Origin of the sequence: Flavobacterium sp. J49 (genome assembly GCF_011742145.1) — a bacterium.
Classification (GTDB): Bacteria; Bacteroidota; Bacteroidia; order Flavobacteriales; family Flavobacteriaceae; genus Flavobacterium.
Genome location: NZ_JAAQQU010000104.1, coordinates 526893 through 548641 on the forward strand (window position 1 = coordinate 526893; position 21749 = coordinate 548641).

The 21749-nt window shown below is 40.0% G+C and carries 24 protein-coding genes; 10 read left to right on the forward strand and 14 right to left on the reverse strand.

Annotation, left to right across the window (positions count from 1 at the left end; translation table 11 throughout):
* Nucleotides 1–28 precede the first annotated feature (28 nt).
* Nucleotides 29–1843 (forward strand): hypothetical protein, encoded by a 1815-nt coding sequence (locus HA632_RS08925; RefSeq protein ID WP_176306836.1) that lies wholly within the window; start codon nt 29–31, stop codon nt 1841–1843.
* Between the two features lies 1 nt (nt 1844).
* Here the strand turns inward: HA632_RS08925 and HA632_RS08930 are convergent, their stop codons facing one another.
* From HA632_RS08930 to ric, 4 genes are read right to left on the reverse strand one after another with little or no spacing between them, the layout of a single operon-like run.
* Nucleotides 1845–2519, reverse strand: a complete 675-nt coding sequence (locus HA632_RS08930; protein ID WP_176306837.1) for an anaerobic ribonucleoside-triphosphate reductase activating protein — start codon at nt 2517–2519, stop codon at nt 1845–1847.
* The gene (gene nrdD, locus HA632_RS08935) at nt 2512–2679 is read right to left on the reverse strand and encodes an anaerobic ribonucleoside-triphosphate reductase (protein ID WP_171221112.1); all 168 of its coding nucleotides are present in this window, start codon (nt 2677–2679) and stop codon (nt 2512–2514) included. The genes HA632_RS08930 and nrdD overlap by 8 nt, the downstream gene beginning before the upstream one ends.
* Complete coding sequence (locus tag HA632_RS08940; RefSeq protein WP_176306838.1) at nt 2660–4777, reverse strand: ribonucleoside triphosphate reductase; 2118 nt, start codon at nt 4775–4777, stop codon at nt 2660–2662. Before HA632_RS08940 ends, nrdD begins: the two co-directional genes overlap by 20 nt.
* 34 nt (nt 4778–4811) lie before the next feature.
* Entirely contained in the window at nt 4812–5540 is a 729-nt protein-coding gene (ric, locus tag HA632_RS08945) for an iron-sulfur cluster repair di-iron protein (RefSeq protein ID WP_176306839.1), read from the reverse strand.
* Nucleotides 5541–5678: 138 nt separating this feature from the next.
* On the opposite strand from ric, the gene nadA reads away from it, so the two are divergent.
* Together nadA and nadB are read left to right on the forward strand one after the other, a co-directional pair.
* Entirely contained in the window at nt 5679–6608 is a 930-nt protein-coding gene (gene nadA / locus HA632_RS08950) for a quinolinate synthase NadA (RefSeq protein WP_176306840.1), read from the forward strand.
* Nucleotides 6605–8143, forward strand: a complete 1539-nt coding sequence (nadB, locus tag HA632_RS08955; protein ID WP_217902842.1) for an L-aspartate oxidase — start codon at nt 6605–6607, stop codon at nt 8141–8143. Before nadA ends, nadB begins: the two co-directional genes overlap by 4 nt.
* Here nadB and HA632_RS08960 read toward each other — a convergent pair.
* The 9 genes from HA632_RS08960 to HA632_RS09000 all read right to left on the reverse strand — a co-directional run bounded on the left by HA632_RS08960 (nt 8124) and on the right by HA632_RS09000 (nt 15230).
* A complete protein-coding gene (locus HA632_RS08960) occupies nt 8124–8567 on the reverse strand; it encodes a copper resistance protein CopD (protein ID WP_171221108.1) in 444 nt (147 codons plus the stop codon). The two genes, nadB and HA632_RS08960, sit on opposite strands and share 20 nt — an antisense overlap.
* Nucleotides 8564–8938, reverse strand: coding sequence for a group III truncated hemoglobin (locus tag HA632_RS08965; RefSeq protein ID WP_176306841.1), 375 nt, complete (start codon nt 8936–8938; stop codon nt 8564–8566). The genes HA632_RS08960 and HA632_RS08965 overlap by 4 nt, the downstream gene beginning before the upstream one ends.
* 1 nt (nt 8939) lies before the next feature.
* Nucleotides 8940–9707 (reverse strand): ABC transporter permease subunit, encoded by a 768-nt coding sequence (locus HA632_RS08970; RefSeq protein ID WP_176306842.1) that lies wholly within the window; start codon nt 9705–9707, stop codon nt 8940–8942.
* Entirely contained in the window at nt 9691–10413 is a 723-nt protein-coding gene (locus HA632_RS08975; RefSeq protein WP_171221105.1) for an ABC transporter ATP-binding protein, read from the reverse strand. Before HA632_RS08975 ends, HA632_RS08970 begins: the two co-directional genes overlap by 17 nt.
* The gene (locus tag HA632_RS08980) at nt 10410–11639 is read right to left on the reverse strand and encodes a nitrous oxide reductase family maturation protein NosD (protein WP_176306843.1); all 1230 of its coding nucleotides are present in this window, start codon (nt 11637–11639) and stop codon (nt 10410–10412) included. Before HA632_RS08980 ends, HA632_RS08975 begins: the two co-directional genes overlap by 4 nt.
* Nucleotides 11636–12067: a nitrous oxide reductase accessory protein NosL gene (locus tag HA632_RS08985; protein ID WP_176306844.1), complete on the reverse strand. Its 432-nt coding sequence runs from the start codon at nt 12065–12067 to the stop codon at nt 11636–11638. Before HA632_RS08985 ends, HA632_RS08980 begins: the two co-directional genes overlap by 4 nt.
* A 2-nt stretch (nt 12068–12069) precedes the next feature.
* Nucleotides 12070–12654: a hypothetical protein gene (locus tag HA632_RS08990; RefSeq protein WP_176306845.1), complete on the reverse strand. Its 585-nt coding sequence runs from the start codon at nt 12652–12654 to the stop codon at nt 12070–12072.
* Nucleotides 12655–12705: 51 nt separating this feature from the next.
* A complete protein-coding gene (nosZ, locus tag HA632_RS08995) occupies nt 12706–14685 on the reverse strand; it encodes a Sec-dependent nitrous-oxide reductase (protein ID WP_176306846.1) in 1980 nt (659 codons plus the stop codon).
* A 62-nt stretch (nt 14686–14747) separates the two neighbouring features.
* Entirely contained in the window at nt 14748–15230 is a 483-nt protein-coding gene (locus HA632_RS09000) for a c-type cytochrome (RefSeq protein ID WP_176306847.1), read from the reverse strand.
* A 229-nt stretch (nt 15231–15459) separates the two neighbouring features.
* On the opposite strand from HA632_RS09000, the gene HA632_RS09005 reads away from it, so the two are divergent.
* From HA632_RS09005 to HA632_RS09030, 6 genes are all read left to right on the forward strand, one after another.
* The gene (locus tag HA632_RS09005; protein WP_176306848.1) at nt 15460–16419 is read left to right on the forward strand and encodes a 2-hydroxyacid dehydrogenase; all 960 of its coding nucleotides are present in this window, start codon (nt 15460–15462) and stop codon (nt 16417–16419) included.
* A complete protein-coding gene (locus tag HA632_RS09010) occupies nt 16406–16810 on the forward strand; it encodes a hypothetical protein (protein ID WP_176306849.1) in 405 nt (134 codons plus the stop codon). Before HA632_RS09005 ends, HA632_RS09010 begins: the two co-directional genes overlap by 14 nt.
* Before the next feature lie 122 nt (nt 16811–16932).
* Nucleotides 16933–17271, forward strand: coding sequence for a TM2 domain-containing protein (locus tag HA632_RS09015; RefSeq protein ID WP_121312368.1), 339 nt, complete (start codon nt 16933–16935; stop codon nt 17269–17271).
* 3 nt (nt 17272–17274) lie between these two features.
* Nucleotides 17275–17679, forward strand: a complete 405-nt coding sequence (locus HA632_RS09020; protein ID WP_176306850.1) for a DUF2752 domain-containing protein — start codon at nt 17275–17277, stop codon at nt 17677–17679.
* Nucleotides 17676–18107, forward strand: a complete 432-nt coding sequence (locus tag HA632_RS09025; protein ID WP_176306851.1) for a DUF4870 domain-containing protein — start codon at nt 17676–17678, stop codon at nt 18105–18107. The genes HA632_RS09020 and HA632_RS09025 overlap by 4 nt, the downstream gene beginning before the upstream one ends.
* Nucleotides 18107–18895, forward strand: coding sequence for a M48 family metallopeptidase (locus tag HA632_RS09030; RefSeq protein WP_176306852.1), 789 nt, complete (start codon nt 18107–18109; stop codon nt 18893–18895). Before HA632_RS09025 ends, HA632_RS09030 begins: the two co-directional genes overlap by 1 nt.
* 30 nt (nt 18896–18925) lie before the next feature.
* On the opposite strand, the gene HA632_RS09035 is transcribed toward HA632_RS09030, so the two are convergent.
* Nucleotides 18926–20743 (reverse strand): lysophospholipid acyltransferase family protein, encoded by a 1818-nt coding sequence (locus tag HA632_RS09035; RefSeq protein WP_176306853.1) that lies wholly within the window; start codon nt 20741–20743, stop codon nt 18926–18928.
* Between the two features lie 196 nt (nt 20744–20939).
* On the opposite strand from HA632_RS09035, the gene HA632_RS09040 reads away from it, so the two are divergent.
* Nucleotides 20940–21701 (forward strand): exodeoxyribonuclease III, encoded by a 762-nt coding sequence (locus tag HA632_RS09040; protein ID WP_176306854.1) that lies wholly within the window; start codon nt 20940–20942, stop codon nt 21699–21701.
* Nucleotides 21702–21749: the final 48 nt, after the last annotated feature.

A 21749-nucleotide genomic window follows, 5' to 3' on the forward strand; every position in this document is an offset into this window, starting at 1 on the left:
ATTCGCCCCTTATTTAAAACGTTACCACATGACTACTACGAAAAATATCCATACTTTCCACATACCCGTAATGGGTTTGGCTTATACCATTGATAGCCCGATTCGCGTAGCACAATACGGAATTTCCTCTGTAATCTCCATCACCGATGATGAACTGATAGAAAAGATGCGTGCTTTTTACAGTAAAAAATTTAGCTTGCCTTACCAGGAAATTACTCAAAAATGCCATGATTATCGGGCGGAACGCATCAAGCACTATTTGAATATGGTGGATAAAATCGTCAAAGATAAGTTTGAAAGTTTTAAAAACGAGTTGGCGGAAAACAAAACCGCTTTGGAAAACTACATTGCCTTATTGCCCAATAAATCCGAATTGAAAAAGGGACTGCAAAAGTTCATCGATGAAGGGTTGTTGATAAAAGAATCGGTGAAGAATTACTTGGCCGAACACTTTTCGCCCGGTGAGATAGATGTGAATATCATGACCAAAGTGGATAAGGATAATTTTGATAAAAACGAGCAATTGCCGGTTGAATTTAACGATGCTCATGCTTCTTTGCGCGGTTTTGCCGAGAGCGATTTGACCTCTTCAGTGGTTCTTTCGGCGGGCATGAATCCGAGATTGTACAGCTATTTTGAGCAGTTTCCGGTGTTTTATCCTGATGCTCACGGACAATTACCAAAGAAAATAATATTGAAAGTAAGCGACTTTCGTTCGGCGATGATTCAAGGGAATTTCTTGGCCAAAAAAGGGCTTTGGGTTTCGGAATACCGTATCGAATCGGGGTTGAATTGCGGCGGACATGCGTTTGCTACCGATGGTTTTTTAATGGGACCGATTTTGGAAGAATTCAAAACCAAGAAAGCACAATTAATCCAATCCGCTCATGAGTTGATGGTCAAGGCTTTGGTCGCTAAAAATCTTCCTGTTCCGGCACAGCCCTTCGACTTAAAAATCACGGCTCAAGGTGGCGTAGGAACAGCTGAAGAACACGAGTTTTTGTTGACTCATTTTGAAATGAATGCTGTAGGCTGGGGTTCGCCCTTTTTATTGGTTCCCGAAGCGACATCGGTAGATGAAGAAACCAGAACGCTTTTGGCGAAAGCCCAAGAAAAAGATTTTTACCTGAGTGACATATCGCCGCTGGGAGTTCCGTTTAATTCCGTAAAAGGGATGAGTAATGATCTTTGGAAACAAAAGCGCATTGACGAAAACAAAGCCGGAAGTTCATGTCCGAAAAAACTATTAGCACTAAGCAAAGAATACGATCCGCAAGGCATGTGTACTGCTTCTAAAAAATACCAGGATATTAAATTGGCTGAATTAGAAGCGCAAAAAGACCGATTAACTGAATTAGAAATTCAGAAAAAACAGCACAAGATATTTGAAAAATCGTGTCTGTGCGTCGGTTTGGCCAATGCTTCTTACATGGAAAACAATCTCGAAGTCAAAGGGCAACAGCAAGGTGTGGTGATTTGTCCCGGACCGAATTTGGCGTATTTTGACCGCGTCATTTCTTTGGCCGATATGGTGAAACACATTTACGGCAACGCCAATGTAATGCCTGATTTGAAGCGACCGAATATGTTTGTCAATGAGTTGAAAATGTATGTTGATTATTTGAAAAATGAATTGGACCAGTTTACCGATGATTTTACGACAGCACAACTTAAAAAATGGAATGCTTTTAAAAGCAATTTGCTTTCGGGAATTGAGTATTACTCGGATTTGTTTGTCAACACCGATTTTTTCAGCAACGAAAAAACGGTTATTGAGCAACAGTTACAGTTTTACAAGTCAGAAGTCAACGGGATTACTTTGCCTGTTTTGGAAGCCGTATGATTTACCGGAGCACAATTTTTATAGCTGTATTGACCGGCAAATGGTTCTCTAAACGGGTGTGTGAATTGGGCAATTTTCCGATGGTTTCTACATTGTTTTTGAAATGTTGGATGTAATAGGTTCCGGTATATTCATTGAATTTTAGGTAATCAATCATGTCTTTAACTTCCTCTTTGGCCAGCAGTTCAGAATGGTAAGTGGTGCGAATTTCAAAAGGAATATTCGTTTTGAAGAGCAACTGTACGGATTGCTCAAATTGGTCATACAAATCCGTTTGGGTAATTGACAGGAAAGATTCTCGGGTAGATTTAAAATCCAGCGCTACATAATCTAGCAACTTTTGTTCTATGAGCGATTGTAAAACGTCGGGTTTAGAACCGTTGGTGTCTACTTTTACTAAAAATCCCATGGCTTTTACCAAGCGTATTTGTTCTATAATGTCTTTGTGAATTAAGCATTCACCACCGCTAAAGACTACCGCATCCAGCAAACCTCTACGGGTTTCCAAAAAAGAGATCATTTCGGAAAAGGTAAATTTGCCTTTCCCGAAAACAATCTCAGGATTATAGCAATATAAACACCGCATATTGCATCCGGCATACCACAGGATACAAGCAGATTTGTCCGGATAGTCCAATAGGGTAAACGGGGTTATATTGCTGACTGATTTAACCATTTGGACATTCTTTAAAATGCAGCCGCTGCTTGTGTTCGCCTTTTTTTCCGATGTTAAAGCTTTCCACCGGTCGATGGTACCCCATTACTCTGGTGTATACGAGGCATTTTGTTCTGGATTGTTGGTGTTGTTCCAACAGCTCATTGGTCTTGGTTTTCATAGGTGTTTTGGTTTAGTTTTTCTAATAAGGCATCGTCACATTTCGGACAGTACTCGTGTTCGCCGTTGAGGTAACCGTGAACCGGACAAACACTAAAGACAGGTGTTACAGTGATATAGGGCAATTTGAATTTGGACAAGACGGTTTTGACAAAGTTTTTACAGGCAACAGGTGTGCTGATTCTTTCATTCATGTATAAATGCAGTACGGTTCCGCCGGTGTATTTACATTGCAATTCGTCTTGCATTAAGAGTGCTTCAAACGGGTCTTGGGTAAAATCAACCGGGATTTGCGAGCTGTTGGTGTAATAAATGTTCTCTTCCATGCCGGCTTGCAGAATGTTCGGGTAACGCTTTTTGTCTTCTTTAGCAAAGCGATAGGTCGTGCCTTCGGCCGGAGTGGCTTCGAGGTTGTAGAGATTTCCGGTGGCTTCCTGAAATTCTTTCATGCGGTTGCGGATGTATTCCAAAATTTCGATAGAAAATTCATGTCCGAAACGCGTCGTAATGTCTTCCTTGTCTTCAGTAAAATTGCGCACCATTTCATTCATGCCATTAACTCCAATGGTCGAAAAGTGATTTCTGAAATGCGGTAAATATCTTTTGGTATAAGGATACAAACCGCGGTCATACATCTCTTGGATAAACTTTCGTTTCTTCTCTAAAGTTGATTTTGACAGTTCCATCAATCGGTCTAGTTGATGGAACAACTCTTCTTTATTGCCTTCGTAAAGATAGCCCAAACGCGCCATGTTGATGGTGACCACGCCAATGCTTCCGGTCATTTCTGCGCTCCCGAATAAACCGTTGCCGCGTTTTAACAATTCTCTTAAATCGAGTTGCAAACGGCAACACATGCTGCGAACAGCATTGGGTTTGTAAGCATTAGGGTTTTCGATTTTATTCCCGTTTTCATCTAAAAGATATTGGCTTCCGATAAAATTCTGGAAATATGACGAGCCAATCTTAGCGGTGTTTTCAAACAGCAGTTCGGTGTTTTCGCCATCCCAATCAAAATCTTCGGTGATGTTTACAGTCGGAATTGGGAAGGTAAACGGTTGCCCATTGGCATCACCTTCAGTCATCACGGTATAATAGGCTTTGTTGATGAGGTTCATTTCGGGTTGGAAATGTTCGTAGCGCATTTCAATCAAGGAATCTACGCCACGTTCTTTGGCGCGTGCCAAAATGTTTTCATCGGATATGGTTCCAAATAAATGGTGGTCATTCTTGGTCGGAATTTGTTCCTTTAAATCGGAAGGCACTACCCAGTCTAAGGTAATATTGGTAAAAGGCGATTGTCCCCAACGCGCGGGAACATTTAAGTTGTAAACAAAACTGCGAACCGCTTTGAGCACCTCGTCAAAAGACAAATTGTCTTTGAAAACATAGGGTGCTAAATACGTGTCAAACGAGCTAAATGCCTGCGCGCCGGCCCATTCGCTTTGCAAAATTCCGAGGAAGTTGGCCATTTGTCCCAAAGCTTCTCGGAAATGCGATGGTGCTTTGCTTTCCACACGCCCACGAACGCCGTTGAAACCGTCATTGAGCAACACCCTTAAACTCCAACCCGCACAATAGCCGGTTAAACAATCCAAATCGTGGATATGAATGTCGCCGTTGCGGTGGGCGTAACCTTCTTCTTTAGAATAGACTTTATCCAACCAATAATTGGCAATGATTTTTCCGGCCACATTGTTGACTAAACCCGCATTGGAATAGGAAGTATTGGCATTGGCATTGATGCGCCAATCGGTTTGGGAAATGTATTCTTCGATGGTTTGGGTGCTGTCTACATAAGTCGTGTCGTCATTTAACCCTTGAATGTGTTCGCGTTGTAGTTTTCGCGTATGCCTATACAACATAAACGAACGCATGACGGTGAAATATTGGTTTTCAAAAAGCGTTTGCTCAATGATATCCTGAATTTCTTCGACCGCCCAAGTATCTTTAGCAGCAATCGCAGCGATTACTTTTTCAAAAACACGCTCATCATACGGAAGCGAAACGCTGGTAAAGCTCTTGACTATCGCATCCTTTATCTTAAAAGGTTCAAAAGGTTTATAATCTCCGTTTCTTTTGATGACATATTTTTCCATGATGAGCGTGGTTTTTAGGTTAGGTTAGCATTGATTATAAAAGGTTGAATTTGGCTTCCATGGCTTTCGCTTTTGGAAACACGATATTGTTTTCCAAGTGGATGTGTTTGTGTAAGTCCTGTTCGAATTCTTTCAGCATTGCAAAGGTGACTTTGTAAGTTTCACAAGCATCTGCCGGTGGGTTGTAATCATTAGTCAACTGGGCAATTTTGCGGAAGCGTTCGCCTTCATTTTCGTGTTCGTCCTGCATCATGGCAATCGGATTGTCTACGGTTCCGAAATGCGGTTGTTCGATGTTGGTGTTATCTCTCAGCGCGTAGAACATTTTTTTGACGAATGGAAACAGAATTAATTCTTCTTTTTTCATGTGTTGGGCCAATTCGCCGGCACAAATTTTAAAATGAAGCGCAATTTCAAACAGTTCCGGATGTCTTTGTCCGTGTACTTTACAAAGTTTGTCGAGGTAAAACAATAAGGCTATCGATTTTTCTTCCACATAACGGTGGTGCGTTTTTTCGATATAGTCAATCAGTAAATCGGTTGGCCAAGATTTGAAATCAATGCTACTGTCTGATTTCGATTCTAAAACAGCAATTAATTCGTCTTCTATCGCGTTACTGTCCAATCCTTTTTTTTCGCAAACTTCCTCTAATGTTCGGTTTCCTTTGCAGCAAAAATCTATACCATATTTTGAAAAAACGGCAGCGGTTCTGAAATCACCTGCCACCAATTCTCCGACAGTTATTTGTTCTAATGCATTCATAATAGTTATGTTTTTAAATTAAATTTTAAATATTAATGTTTCTCAAAATTAAGCCCATAAGTGGGTACAGATATATGATTAAAGTCATAGAAAATTGACTTTTTCAGTCCTTATTTTGTGGTCACTTAAATAAAACGTATGGAAAGTTTAAAAGAGAAGATTCTCCAACTGAAAAAAGAGAAAAATGCCGTGATTTTGGCCCATTATTACCAGCAACCCGAAATACAGGAAATTGCCGATTATGTGGGCGACAGTTTAGGATTGTCGCAGGAAGCCAAAAAAGTGAATGCTGATATTATTGTTTTTGCAGGCGTCCATTTTATGGCCGAAACCGCCAAACTACTCAATCCGAAGAAAAAGGTTTTGTTGCCCGATTTGGAAGCCGGTTGTTCTTTGGCCGAATCTTGTCCGCCGGATATTTTTAAAAAATTCATTGACGCGCATCCCCATCATATCGTGATTACTTATGTGAATTGTTCAGCCGAAATCAAAGCCTTGAGTCACATTGTTTGTACGTCATCCAATGCAGAAAAAATAGTAAACTCTGTTCCCGAAAACATTCCGATAATCTTTGCGCCTGATAAAAATTTAGGAAACTATATCAATCAAAAAACAGGAAGAAAAATGCTCCTTTGGGACGGTAGTTGTGTAGTTCACGAGGCTTTTTCTTTGGAGAAATTAATTGCATTATACAAAGAACATCCCGACGCCGGCATTATAGCGCATCCTGAATCCGAGAACCGCATTTTGGAAACCGCGAGTTATATTGGTTCTACTTCCGGGATGATTGACTTCGTAAAGCGAAGTCCGAAAACCAAATTTATCGTGGCTACCGAAGCCGGAATTTTATACAAAATGCAAGAAGCCGTACCCGATAAAATTCTGATTCCCGCACCGGCTCTGGAAGACAACACTTGTGCCTGCAGCGAATGTGCTTATATGAAACTCAATACGCTGCGCAAAGTTTACGATTGTTTGCTCCATGAATCTCCTGAAATAAAAGTACCGAAAAAGATTGCCGACAAAGCGATTATTCCGATCCAACGAATGCTTGAATTATCGAAATGATGAATAGGCAAACCGATTATTTAATCTTAGGTTCGGGTATAGCCGGATTGACCGTCGCCATCAAATTGGCACAACAGTTCCCTGACCGAAAAGTGTTGGTGGTCACCAAATCTAACGAAGACGAATCGAATACCAAATATGCCCAAGGCGGCATTGCCGTTGTGATGGATGGCGTGATGGATGATTTTGAAAAGCACATTAACGACACTTTACTTTGTGGTGATGGTTTGTGCGTCCGAGAGGTGGTGGAAATGGTAATCAAAGAAGGACCAAAGCGCTTGGCTGAACTCATCCAATGGGGAACGCATTTTGATACGGCTGCTGACGGAACACTTGATTTGGGTAAAGAAGGCGGACATTCCAACAATCGGGTGGTGCATTTTAAAGACCAAACCGGACGCGAAATTGAACGCGCTATTTTGATCAAAGCCCATCAGCAAACCAATATTGAAATCCTCGACTTCCATTTTGCCATTGATTTGATTACAGAAAACAATATTTGTCACGGCGTTTTTGTTTTGGATGAAAAAAGCAACGAAATCATAACGATACATTCGCGCTTCACCATTTTAGCCACCGGTGGCATCGGTCAGGTTTACCAACAAACCACCAATCCGAAAATTGCGACCGGCGATGGTATTGCGATGGCGATTCGGGCAAAGGCCAAAATCAGTGACATGGAATTTATCCAATTTCATCCGACGGCTTTGTATGCGCCACATTCGGCTTCTACTTTTTTAATTTCTGAGGCAGTTCGTGGTTTTGGCGCGTATTTAAAAACCAAGAGCGGCCATCGGTTTATGTTGGATTATGATGTTAGAGGCGAATTGGCCTCGCGCGATATTGTCTCGAGAAGTATTGAAACCGAGTTGAAGAATTCGGGTGATGATTGTGTTTATTTAGATTGTACGCATTTGAATATAATCGAATTCCAAAAGCATTTCCCCACCATTTATCAGAATTGCGCGTTAGAAGGCATTGATATCGGCCAAGATTGGATTCCGGTGATTCCGACCCAACATTATTTGTGCGGTGGCATTGCGGTGGATTTAAACGGGGTAACTTCGATAAACCGATTATTGGCTTGCGGCGAGTGTTCCCGAACCGGTTTGCATGGCGCGAACCGATTGGCGTCGAATTCGTTGTTGGAAGCGTTGGTTTATGCGCATCAGATTTTTAAATTTTTAAGCCAAACGGATTCGGAAATCAAATCGGTAAAATATGATTTCAAGCGGAAAGGCAATCCAATTGCTGCCGAATGGGTATCGACTTTAAAAGAAAAATTACAATCCATCATGCAGCAAAATGCCGGGATTGTTCGGAATGCCACCGATTTGAAAAACACTTTAAAGCAATTGCAAGTTTGGAAAAATGATTGCCGAGAAATGGAACGGGAATATGCAGTTACCAAAGCCTTTTTGGAACTGAAAAACAGTATAGAAGTCAGTATTCCGATAGTGGCTTATTCACTCAAGCGAACCCAAAACAAAGGAAGTTTTTATAAAGAAGGGAAAACTATAAACCTCCAATTCTGACCCAACTGCCCAAAACCAGCATCGCTACACCAATAAGGGTAATCGTTATAATTTGAAAAGCAACCGGGCGTAAATTTTCCGATTTGACTTTGGGGAAGACGAAGAGCTGAGCATTAATGGCCATTCCGACGGAGATAAAAAGCAATATTAGTTTGATTGACACAATTTTTTCAATGCCATTGGAAAACGAAAACCATTGGGTAAATGTCACATCATAATGGTACGCCATCAAGATTCCGGTTATGAGCAAAGTCAGTAAAGACGGCAAACCTACCGGTTCGAATTTGTCTTTGAAATTAATTAGAATCGACGCGTCTTTCTTTTGCAACGCTTCGGGCAAATAGCGAATGGATAAAAAGAGATGACCGCCCACCCAAACGGTCGCGGCCAATAAATGGAATATTAAGATAATTTGGTGTGTCATTGGCTCAAGGTTTTATACATCATAGCGGCTGAAATGTTCAGTGCGCGGTTTTTGATTTCTTCCGCTTTTGGACCTTCGAAAAGTTTGTCCACCGTTTCAGTGAAGAGTTTGTTCCAATGGCCAAAGTGCGTCGGATTCATCGGGCTTTTCTCGTGCAATTCTTTGTGTCTTGCCATGGGATTGCCTTCATAATTTCCGGTAAAGAAAAGAATGTTTTCCCAAAAATTATACATTTTAGGCAAATGAGTTTCCCAATTCACTTGAGCAATATCGGTAAACAAATAGCCAATAACCTCGTCGGTTTTTACTTTGTCGTAAAAAGTATTGACCAGTTTTTCGATGTCTTTTCTATTTCTGATATCGGTTTTCATGTTACAAATCTTTTTGGTTGAATTTTTTAAGCGAAATAAAAAACGGAACCATAGCCCACAAACAAAGCAATAAGAAAGACACGATCAAACCGATAGAAGTTCCGAAAAAGTCTTTGAAAATAGCGCCGGTGTAACCCATCATTGCCGATACATCCAAGTGCATCAAAATTTGAATTCGGGCTAAGTCAATCGGGCTCAAAGCGGTGATGCCTACCATCGCATTTTCGATAGGATAATCGGCCAATTGGAACAACAGAAACAACACGATGCCGTCAAAAAGCAAGGCAAAAAACAGCCAGGTCATAATGGCAATCCCGATGCCTTTCGCTTTGTCGCGGGTGAGTATCGAACTCAAAAACGCCAAAGCCACAAAGATGACCGAAATCAAACAACCAATGGCAATCATCATGAATCCTACACTGTCGGGCGCATTGACCAACAACGGAATTCCGGCTCCGACAACAAAAGCCAACACCATGGAAAGGGACAAACCCAGAAACAAACTCGTCCAAATTTTTCGGCGTTTGATGGGTTGGCTCAATAGCAATTCGATAAACTCGGAACTGTTGTACAAGTAAATGGTGGAAAACAAAATGGAAACCAACGGCACCGTGAATAAAATGACATTGAGTATGGTCAATAAACCTTTGGCAGCATTGTCTTCTAGGGCAAAAGAACTCCACGAGAGTGCGGCCAAAATCAAGGTGTAAGCCAAGACGATTTTGTTTTTGAGGATGTCGAGTAAGATGATTTTAATGATGCGGTTCATGGCGGTTGTTTTTTAAGATTTTGGCAATCGCTTTCGAGATTTTAGCCTCTTGGGTGGATGCCTTTAAGTCTTCTATTTTTTGGTGGAAATGGACTCTTCCTTCCTGCATAAAAATGATTTCGGTAATCAAATCGTCCAGTTCGCTAAGCAGGTGCGACGTGATGAGAATCAATTTTCCTTTTTCTTTTTCGCGGATGATTTTTTCTTTCAGAATTTCGGAAGCCAATGGGTCTAAACCGGCTGTGGGTTCGTCTAAAATCAACACTTCAGGATTGAATAAGAATGCCAACACTGCGCTAACTTTTTGTGTCGTTCCGCCCGAAAGCGTGCGCATTTGTTTGTCGAACATTTTTTCCAATTCAAAAGCATGGATCAAATCTTCGTCCAATGCGGTGTTGCTGTTTCGTACTTTTTTAATCATCTCGATAATCTGACCGATAGTCATATTGTCGGGGTAACGTCCGATTTGCGGCATGTAGCCGATATTGTTTCGGTACAAATATTCACCGAGGATTGATTTTCCGTTGACGGTTATCGAACCGCTATCGGGTAAGACCATTCCTAAAATGGATTTGATTAAGGTTGTTTTTCCGCAACCATTCGGGCCGATGAGCGCAATGCATTGGCCTTTTTGAAACGAAAGGTTGATGTCTTGGAGCACGGCTAACTTGCCGAACTTTTTAGTAATATTTTGTATATCAATCATAATGGCAGCGACTTCATTAGGGGCGTATTGTCTATAAAATTGTCAGGCGTAATACTGGGTAATACTTTTTCTGATTTGTCTAAAAGCGTAATCATAAAACTTCGGAACAAAATCATGGCCGACGGATTGTTTTCGGTCAAAACGGCAAACAAACTCAGCGGATGATAAGGCACATCGCCGATGCCGTCTTTGTTTAAATCATAGCCTTCATATTTGTCCCAATAATTGCTGTTGAAGGTATTGAGTACTAAACTTCCATTGGTACTGATGTCAAAAGTGTTTCCAACGTAATTGTTGTTGACGATTTCATTTTCCATGCAACTGGCTTGGATTTTCATGCCCCAACCGTTGGCTTCAAAGACGTTTTTCTCGACTTTAATTCGGGAGGTGCCTTCCATATAAATGCCGGAAGTATTTCGGGCAAAACGGTTGTTGAAAATATAACTGTCGGCAATCTCTTTGAGCAATAAGCCATAAGCCGAATCGCCCCAGTTTTCCTCAAAATAATTATTGAACATTTTTACGTTTTTGGTAAACATTACCGCAACACCGGCACCGTTTCCTTTGAAAACATTGGTGATATAAGAATCGTCATTGGAGAACATAAAATGCAAACCGTAGCGGATATTGTGGTTGGAAATGTTTCTCCAAATCACCGATTGGGTTACAAATTCGAAGTAAATCCCGTCGCGATGGCCCGAGATTCGGTTGCCAATGATTTGCAGTTGCTCACTTTTCCAGCAATGAATGCCGTTTCCGATGAGTTGTTCCTGCTTGCCGTAGGCTTTAATCGTATTGTTTTTGACCAAGCTGTTTTTACAGTTTTGCAGGTAAATGCCAAAGAAGTTATTGTCGAGGATATTGTTTTCAATGCTGACAAAACTTCGGTCATACACTTTGATTCCGCAAGGATCATCCAAAGCGGCGTGGCCTGAGTTGATGATTTTGAACCCTTTTACCACCACGCTGTCGGCAGCAATAGAAAGCACTTCGGCTTTGTTTTGACCGTCGAGTATTGGATACTGTTTGCCCAAAAAGGCAATTTTTTTATCGATGATAATATTCCCTTCTTTATAAATTCCTTTGGTAACGATAATAGTATCGCCATCGGTTGCCATCGCCAAAGCTTGTTTGATGGTTTTGACCGGATAGGATTTACCCACAGTAATGGTTTTGGCATTACTAATCAGGCAAAAAAAGAAGAGTATATAAACTAGATTTTTCATTTGTAAGCATTGTAAACTTCGGACCAAGTTGTGGGTTGGGCTTCAAGTTTTTGGCCAAATTCGTTTTGTTCTTTGGCTGAACTGAAAGCGGCCATATTGCCTCTCATAGGTGAATTGATTTTTCCGCCTTTGATAAAATGAGCGGTTTCGGCCGGAATGAGCGTGTTGTCTTTCAGGTAATCATTGACAAAGAACGATTGGTAAGGCACAACAGTATTCGATTTGGCAAATTGTACCATGCAGGCCAAGTCATCAAACTTGTAATAGCGTCCTTTTTTGGTGATTAATTCGGCTCCGAATTTACCATTGGCAATCGTCATCTTGCAGAAATCGCAGGAATCTGAATTTATTTTGATGGGTTTTGGCTCATTGGAACCACAAGAGATTAAGGTTAGCATTGTGATACAAGCCATAACGAGAGTTCTCATGTTTACTTATTTTTATTAAACTTATATTCTTTTAGTACCACTGAGAATAATAAAATTCCTGCAGCGGTTAACATCCAACCTCCGGTATCCGGAATGGAATAGGCGCCAAAGTTTAGCAATTGTTTGTAACCAATAAGTGGCGGTTGGTAAGCCATGCCGGGCACTCTGATGGCGGCATTAGGGTCGAGGTTGTGTCCGTATTCATAATTCCAACGGTAGAAATCTACTGCGGCTAAGGCGATAAAAACCACATAAGTGATTAGGAAAGCCAGCACTGCTTTTCTTTTGGCCACAAAAACTAATAAGATGGCGATTAGGGCAAAAACACTAAACACATAAGGCAAGACGGTGAATTCAAAAAAGTTTTCGGTGTGCAATGTGGCCATACCGATGTAGTGATTTAATCCGTTGATGATTTCCACGTCACCGCCTATTTTATTGGCATGTAATCTAAGTACGAGTCCTTCGGGATACTGAGGTGCTTCGAGTTGGATTTGCCACATTGGGACAAATAACGCACCGAAAAATAAGAGTCCTGTGATGACCAGCAATACTTTTGACAAACCTGAAATTTTTATATTTTTCATTTTGTAGGAGAAAAAAAGGGAACAAATAAAATCTGTTCCCTTTGGTTAATTTTATTTGGTGGCCTTCGGCAAGTTGGTTCCCACACTCCAAGAGAGCGGAACACTGCTTCCTGCCGGAGAAACCCTTACATAGCCTTGCATTTCTTGGTGTAGTGCACTACAGAAATCGGTGCAATACATTGGCCAAATACCGGCTTTTTTAGGAACCCATTTCAAGGTAGCTGTTTCACCCGGCATGATTAGCAACTCACCGTTGTCGGCGCCTTTGATGGCAAATCCGTGTGGTACATCCCAATCTTGTTCCAAGTTGGTTACGTGGAAATATACTTCGTCACCTACTTTAATACCTTCGATATTATCAGGCGCAAAGTGAGAACGGATAGAAGTCATTGAAATGTCTACTCGGTTTCCTTTGCGGACTACTTTGGCTTCTTTTTCTCCTTTGGCTACAAACGGGTGGTTGTTATCGGCAATTTTATAGAACTTCAATTGACCGTTGTTTCGAATCAAATCGGCGGGTGCGGCTTGCGCATAGTGAGGTTCACCTATAGTTGGGAAGTCAAGAATTAACTCCATTTTATCGCCACTGATGTCATAGATTTGGGCAGATTGTGCTAACTCAGGTCCGGTTGGTAAATAGCGGTCTTTGGTAATTTTGTTGTAAGCGATTAAGTATTTACCAAATGGTTTTTTACTGTCACCACCAGGGATACACAAGTGACCTACAGAATAGTAAGTTGGCACTCTGTCTAATACTTTAAGCGTTTTGATGTCCCATTTGACTACTTCAGAAGAGACAAAGAACGTGGTATAAGCATTTCCTTTGCCGTCAAATTCGGTGTGTAATGGTCCTAAGCCCGGTTTTTGAACTTCACCATGTAAAGCGGCTTCGTATTTTACTACAGGAATGCCACCGTATTCGCCTTCAAATTTTTTGTTTTTGATGGCTCCCATCAATTTATCGAAACTGAATACCGGAATCAAAGCGGCCAATTTGCCAGAACCCACAATGTACTCTCCTGTTGGATCTACGTCACAACCGTGAGGTGATTTCGGACAAGGAATCATGTAGCAAATGTCTTTTAAAGCTGCAGCATCTAAAACCAATACTTCATTTTTCATTACAGAAGTTGCAGTATGGGTTTTCTCATCCCATTTGTTATGGGCGTATTTTACGGTTTGCTTTTTACCTTTACCGGCTTTGATGTATTCTTCGGCTTTTTTCCAGTTTACCGCCATGATAAAGTCTTTATCACGTTGGGATGCATTTACCTCTAATAAAGTATTGGCTTGTTCGGTGTTGTAACATGAGAAGAAGAACCAACCGTGTGATTTTCCTTTTCCGGCGTGAGAAAGGTCGAAGTTCACACCCGGCGTTACAATTTGAAACGCTAAGTCCATTTCGCCTTCTTTGCCCACTTTTACAAAACTGATGTGGCCTTTAAAGTTTTCTTTATAAGTATTGATGGCGACATCACCGTTTTCATAATCGGCCGGTACGCTAAAACGGGTTCCTGCTACTACATATTCGGTGTTCTCGGTGATGAATGGTGAAGAGTGATTTCCACCACTGTTTGGCAATTCAATAATTTCTGCGGTTTTGAATGTTTTCAAATCAATACGGGCGATACGCGGCGTGTTATTGGCATTTCCAAAAACCCAACGACCATCGACTTCACCATTAGTTTGTGACATTTCAGTATGGTGTAAATCATCCCAAGGGACAAAACCATTGGAAGTGTTTAGCATGGGTTTGGTTTCTTCGCTGTATCCCCAACCTTTTTCAGGATCAACAGAGAACACCGGAATAACTCTGAACAATCTTCCGCTCGGCAGACCGTAAACACTTAGTTGTCCGCTGAAACCACCGGAAACGAAGTTATAAAATTCATCATATTTACCCGGAGCTACATAGGCTTTTTGAGCAGCATCACCGCTAACGGCATCTCCGGAGTTTTTTGGCTTACAAGAAGTGAACAAAGCACTCCCTAGAGCAATCGCAAAAATTGCTTTTACAAACTTATTTTTCATTATAATTGATTTTAAATAAGATTGGTCAGCACTTTCACGGTTAACCAATCTCTGGTTTTGGGTTATTTTACACCGTCATTTTTACGCATGAACTCCAAGATGTGTCTGGCATCATCATCGCTAAGTCCTTGATTTGGCATACGAACCAAACAAATCTCTAATTGCGCTTGAACTTCAGGATCTTTGTCAATCATTGGGTCAGGATTGGTAATGAAGTTCATAATCCATTCCGGTTTTCTTCTTTCGGTTACGCCTTTCCATCCCGGTCCGACTAATTTTTCATCAGTCATTTTGTGACAAGAGGTACATTTTACTCCTGAAACTTCTTCGCCTTTGGTTGCCATGGCTTGGTCTAATGCAGCGCCTAGTTCTACAGTTGTAAACTTACCTTCGCCTCTTTTAGGGTCATAAGTAGATGCGTCAGTAGCGGTTGTCTCGGTTGCACTCGGGTCCGCAGCAGGATTATACTCTTCATTTTCTTTTTCCTTTTTACCACAAGCAATTAGCAGTGAAAAAGCGAGAGCAGTTAAAAATAATTTTTTCATGATAGGATGTATTAAAATTTCTTAAACAAATTTAGGCGTTAAACAACTGTTAATTTTATGATTACAGTCATAGTCTTGGAGAAAATATTTCTGACGATTTTTAACTGCTAACTATCGAGAACTAAAAAAAAGAAATAATCACAATCGGGGTAGAAAAAGCCCTTCACAGTCATAAAAGGTATTTCAAAATCTCGCAAGAAATACTATCTTTACTCTTCAATTTACCATCATGCCCAACCCAGACATCAGAATTCTTCATATCGATAACAATCATCCCTTGTTGTGGGAACAATTGGAACAAGCCGGTTTTCAAAATGAGGCTGATTTTACTTCCTCTAAAGCCGAAATTGAAACCAAAATCCAACATTATCACGGTATTGTTATTCGAAGCCGATTTAAAATTGACAAAGATTTTTTGGATAAAGCCACGAATTTGAAATTCATCGCCCGAGTAGGTGCCGGATTGGAAAGTATCGATTGTGATTATGCCGAGGCCAAAGGAATTCAGCTCATTGCCGCACCGGAAGGGAATAGAAATGCGGTTGGTGAACACGCTTTGGGAATGCTTTTATCGGTAATGAACAAACTGAACAGAGCTGACCGATTGGTCCGTGAAGGCAAATGGATCCGAGAAGGCAATCGCGGTTATGAGTTGGAGGGCAAAACCGTTGGGATTATCGGTTATGGCAATATGGGAAAAGCATTTGCTAAAAAGCTGCGTGGTTTTGATGTGGCCGTTTTGTGTTATGATATTCTTCCTAATGTAGGCGATTCTAATGCCCAGCAAGTTTCCCTTTCAGCACTTCAAGCCCAAGCCGATGTGTTGAGTTTGCACATTCCATGGACACCGGAAACGGACAAAATGGTTGATTCCGATTTTATCAATGCTTTTACCAAGCCGTTTTGGTTTATCAATACGTCCCGCGGGAAAAATGTAGTGACCGATGATTTGGTAGCTGCTTTGGAATCCGGAAAAGTCTTAGGGGCCGGATTGGATGTGTTGGAATACGAAAAACTATCCTTTGAAAATCTTTTTATCGACAGTGAAAAGCCTAAGGCTTTTGAATATTTGCTCCAAGCCGAAAATGTTTTATTAACGCCACATATTGCCGGTTGGACTTTTGAAAGTCATGAAAAAATGGCGCAGACTATTGCGAACAAAATAATTCAATTATATGAACAAAACTAGTTATTACTTAGTGGTTATTGTTGGAATCTTAACTTTCCTCCAATTTTTTCCTCATGCGTTTATGGGTATGCCCGTCGTTTTAGAACACATTAGAAGAGGAGAAATCCAATCCGTTGCGGCACAAGGCATGCAAATGATTTGGTTATACTCTTCGATTATGATGTTGTTATCCAGTATTTGGTTGTTCTTTTTGGCCAAACCAATCAAGGAAGGGAAACACGTAGCCCGATTGCAAGTGTTGTACATGAGCATAGGCTTATTGGCTTTTGGATTGGGCTGTAGTTATATAGCACAGGAAATTTTTAACCCTATGTTTTTCTTCACAGTAGAAGGTATTTTGCTTTTATTGGCCGTTACTGTTTTTTATAAACGTGAGGCCCAAGAAGGATAATGCATTTAAAGCCGATACTCATGTTAGGGTCTTTTTTCAGAATAGTTTTGTGAGAAGACTTGTTTTTTATAAGAATTTTATATATTAGACCCAACAATTAACATAACCAATAAAACAATATTATGGAAGCACAAAAAGTGGACATGTTTATGATGATGAACGCCAAGTATTTTGAAAGTCATCATTTGAACGCTGTTAGGGAAAAATTATTAAGCCTTGACGAATCTAAATGGGGTTTAGTACAAACCCTTCAATTCAAAGAGCCAACAACGTCTTTAATTGTGTCGCTTTTAGGTGGGCAGTTAGGCATTGACCGTTTTATGATTGGGGATACCGGAATGGGTGTGGCCAAACTTTTAACTTGTGGAGGATTAGGAATTTGGGCTATTGTTGACTGGTTTTTAATCATGGGTGCTACTCGTGAGAAAAACATGGAAGCATTCCAAAATACATTCTATTAATAAATGACCCGAAATAAGTTATATTCCTTGTTGCTTATAGCTTTTTTGGCGGGATTTATTTATCTTTTTTACTCCATTCAAAAGGAACAACAGGAAACAGTTGGAGTGTGTATCATTAAAAATGTGACCGGTTATGCTTGTCCGTCTTGTGGTACCACTCGAGCTGTATTATTGCTTTTTGAGGGAAAAATTACCGACTCATTACTGCTCAATCCTTTTGGAATAATTGTTGCTATCATCATGACAGTTTTTCCTATTTGGGTTTTGACCGATATTGTTTTAAAAAAAGAAACCTTTTTTAAAGCCTATAAAAAAACAGAAAGTATAATCAGAAAACCTTGGCTTGCCATAGGTTTAGTTCTTTTAGTACTGCTCAATTGGATTTGGAATTTATATAAAAATCTATGATACAAGAAACCACATTTACTTATAAACCGGGCGAACACGAATGCGAAAAGTCATCCAATAGTTATTTGATGTCATTGGTAGCACTTATCGCCGGATTGCCTTTGCCGATTATTAATTTGTTGGCAACATTTTTCTTTTACTTGGCCAACAGAAAAGGCACTTATTTTGTGAGATGGCATTGTACACAAGCTTTGTTGTCACAGTTGGCTTTATTAGGAATTAACAGCGCCAGTTTTTGGTGGACGGTTTCCATTTTGTTCTCCGATGAAAAAGCCAGCAATGAATATTTTGCTTATATTTTTACGGTAATTTTATTCAACTTATTGGAGATTTTCTCCACGATTTACGCCGCCATTCAAACCCGAAAAGGAAAACATGTGCAGTTTTTGTTCTTCGGTAATGTTACTAACTTAATTTGTAGACCCTAATGATACAGAGAACCATTTTTCAGGGATTGATTATAGTCATGGGATTCGCCGCAGTTTGGTTTGGATTTTCCCAATTGGATTTTATGAAATTTTTCGAAGTCCGAGAGAGAACGACTAATTTGGAAAATAAATTAGGCGATATGATTTGGAGTGAGATTTCCTATACGGAAGAGATTATCACCAATGACAGTATTGTAAAAACATTAGACAGTTTGATTTTACCGTTGTGTGAAGCCAATGATATCGAACGTGATTCTCTTAAAGTTCATATCATTAAGAAAGATGAAATCAATGCTTTTGCTTTGCCTAATAAACATTTGGTAGTATACACCGGTTTAATAGAAGACTGTAAAAGACAAGAAGCTTTACAAGGGGTTTTGGGTCACGAGATTGCACACATTGAAAAGAATCATGTGATGAAAAAACTCTCAAAGGAGTTAGGATATTCTGTTTTAATTGGTGCCAAAGGCGGTGCGGTAGCCAGAGAAATTTTAAAAACATTAACGTCTTCAGCTTATGATAGAACTTTGGAAAAAGAAGCCGATATCACTAGTGTGAATTATATGATTAATGCTAAAATTGACCCTAAACCTATGGCTGATTTTATGTACCAAATGGCTCAGGACAGTAATGTCAGTAAAGTGATGTACTGGATTTCAGACCACCCTGAATCCGAAGATCGCGCCAAATATATTTTGGAATACATTAAAAACAAGAAACTAAAAAGTAAGCCAACTTTATCGGAAAAAGACTGGAAAGCTTTTCAGGAAAGAATAAGGTTTGAATAACCAAAAAGGCAACTCTATGAGTTGCCTTTTTTATTTATAATTCTTTTCTTTTCGTTCAAGTTCGGCTTGAAATTCTTCCATTACCGGTTTTACAGTGCTTTCGGGTAAGTCCGCGATTCTTATGTACATTAATCCATCGACCGCATTGTTGAACAATGGATCAACATTAAAAGCTACTACACGGGCATTTTGCTTGATGTATTTTTTAATCAATACAGGTAATCTCAAGCTTCCCGGTTCTACTTCATCGATGATTTTGTCAAATTTATTCAAATCAGCTTCAGTTTCATTGAAGACAAAATCTTTGTCGGCATCTTTTAGTTTTACCTTGAATTCTTTTTTAGGATGGATGTATTGCGCCACATAAGGATCGTAATAATGCGACTTCATAAATTCAATCATCAACGATTTCGAAAATTCGGTAAATTGGTTACTGATACTCACACCGCCAATCAAATATTTGTGCTCGGGATAGCGCAAAGTGGTATGAACAATTCCTTTCCAAAGCAGGAATAAAGGCATAGGTTTTTGCTGGTAATCACTAACAATAAATGCTCTTCCCATTTCTATGGATTGCTCCATCATGCCATACAATTCCGGTTCAAATCGGAACAAATCTTGCAAATAGAATCCTTCAATACCATATTTCGGGAATATTTCAGAACCCAATCCCATGCGATAAGCACCGGCAATTTGTTGGTGCTCATCATCCCAAAGAAACATGTGATGGTAATAATTGTCGTATTGGTCAAGGTCAATGGATTCATTGGTTCCTTCGCCAACCGCTCTAAAGGTAATTTCGCGCAACCGCCCGATTTCGTGCAAAATATTTGGAATCTTATCCGCAGTAACCAAGAAAACCATATAGTTTTTGCTGTGTAACAAGCGGTAATCGCCTTGTTTCAGCACTTCCACTTCTTCTAAGATTTTGTCGTGGTTGGCCGGTTTTACAATTTGTTTCGGACTCTTAGGCGTTTTTAAATTCAGGTTGAGGTTGAGGTTTTGCGAACTCAACAATTTGGATTCTTCGTTGAAAGAATTGGCCAACATATAAGTTTTACGACGCAAAAATTCCGAGTATTCTTCGATGGTTTTGTGTTCGTTTTGTTCGGCCACCGAAATGGGTTTGCCGATACGCACTTTAATCACGCGGTCTTTTTGGGTCAACAATTCCGAAGGCAATTTGGCCGTTCTCAGCGTTGGATTAATTTTGGATAAGAAGTAAAAAAAGCGACTGTTTTTGGCATGAAAATAAATCGGAACTACCGGAACTTGGGCTTTTCGGATTACTTTAATCGCGCCTTCTTCCCAGGCTTTATCTACCACCAATTGTCCGTCTTTATAGGTTGACACTTCTCCGGCAGGAAACATACCCAAGGGTTTTCCATCACTTAAATGACGCAAGGTTTCCTTGATGCCAATGACACTCGATTTGGCGTCTTTGTGGTTCTCAAAAGGATTCACCGGCATGATGTAAGGTTTCATCGGTTCGATGCGGTGCAAGAGGAAGTTGGCAATAATTTTGAAATTCGGTTCTCTTTCAAGCATTAACTTTAAGAGTAAAATACCGTCTATTCCGCCTAGCGGATGATTGGAAATGGTAATATAAGCACCGTCTTTGGGTAATCGTTTTAAGTCGTCTTCCGGGATTTCAAATTTAATTTGAAACTCGTCCAAAATTGCGTTGAGGAATTCTACTTCGCTCAAATGTTTGTTGCGGTCGTAGATTTTATTTAAGGTCGAAATCTTTAAAGCTTTCATTAGTAACCAGCCGCAAAAAGTTCCGAAAACCCCATATTTATCAGCGTTTATTGCTTTTGCAACTTCTTTAGCAGTAACTAAACCCATGTATACCGTTCGTTTTTGAGTAAGAAACAAAGATAGTAATTCTACTCAAATAGCCTTCAGAAAAAACAGAAAACAGCCGTTAAACTTTAATTTTTTATTATGTTTTTTAGGTTTCAAATGTTTTTGTTTTTAGCTACTTTTGACCCGAGGCCTTTATGCCGAATTGAACGGAGTTAAAAAATTAATGTAAAACTTAATGAGAATTATTTCTTATAACGTAAACGGCATTCGCGCAGCCATTTCCAAAGGATTTTTAAATTGGTTGCAACAAGCCAACCCCGATATTATTTGCTTGCAGGAAATAAAAGCCACCGAAGATCAAATTCCTTTGCTCGACGTAGAACTTTCGGGTTATCCTTATCACTATTGGTTTCCGGCTCAGAAAAAAGGGTATAGCGGTGTGGCCATTTTGTCTAAAATAAAACCCAATAATGTCGTTTTCGGAACGGGAATTGATTACATGGATTTTGAAGGCAGGAACCTTCGGGTAGATTTTGACGATTTTTCGGTGATGAGTTTGTATTTGCCTTCGGGAACTAATATTGAGCGATTAGACCACAAGTTTATGTACATGGATGATTTTCAAAATTATGTGGACCAATTGAAAAAAGAAATTCCGAATTTGATTATCTGTGGCGATTACAATATTTGTCACGAAGCCATAGATATTCATGACCCTATTCGCAACAAGACCGTTTCAGGATTTTTACCCGAAGAAAGAGCTTGGTTGGACAAATTCATGAAAAGTGGTTTTATAGATACGTTCAGATTTTTCAACAAAGAGCCGCATCATTACAGTTGGTGGAGTTATCGTGCCAATGCCAGAGCCAATAACAAAGGCTGGAGAATAGATTATTGTTTGGCCGGCGAACCCTTAAAAAACAGATTGACCCGAGCGGTGATTTTGCCTGAAGCCAAGCATTCTGACCATTGTCCGGTTTTGGTTGAAATTGATTAAACATTAATAATGAATATTAGTTGTCCAAATTGTCAGGGAGAGAATAAT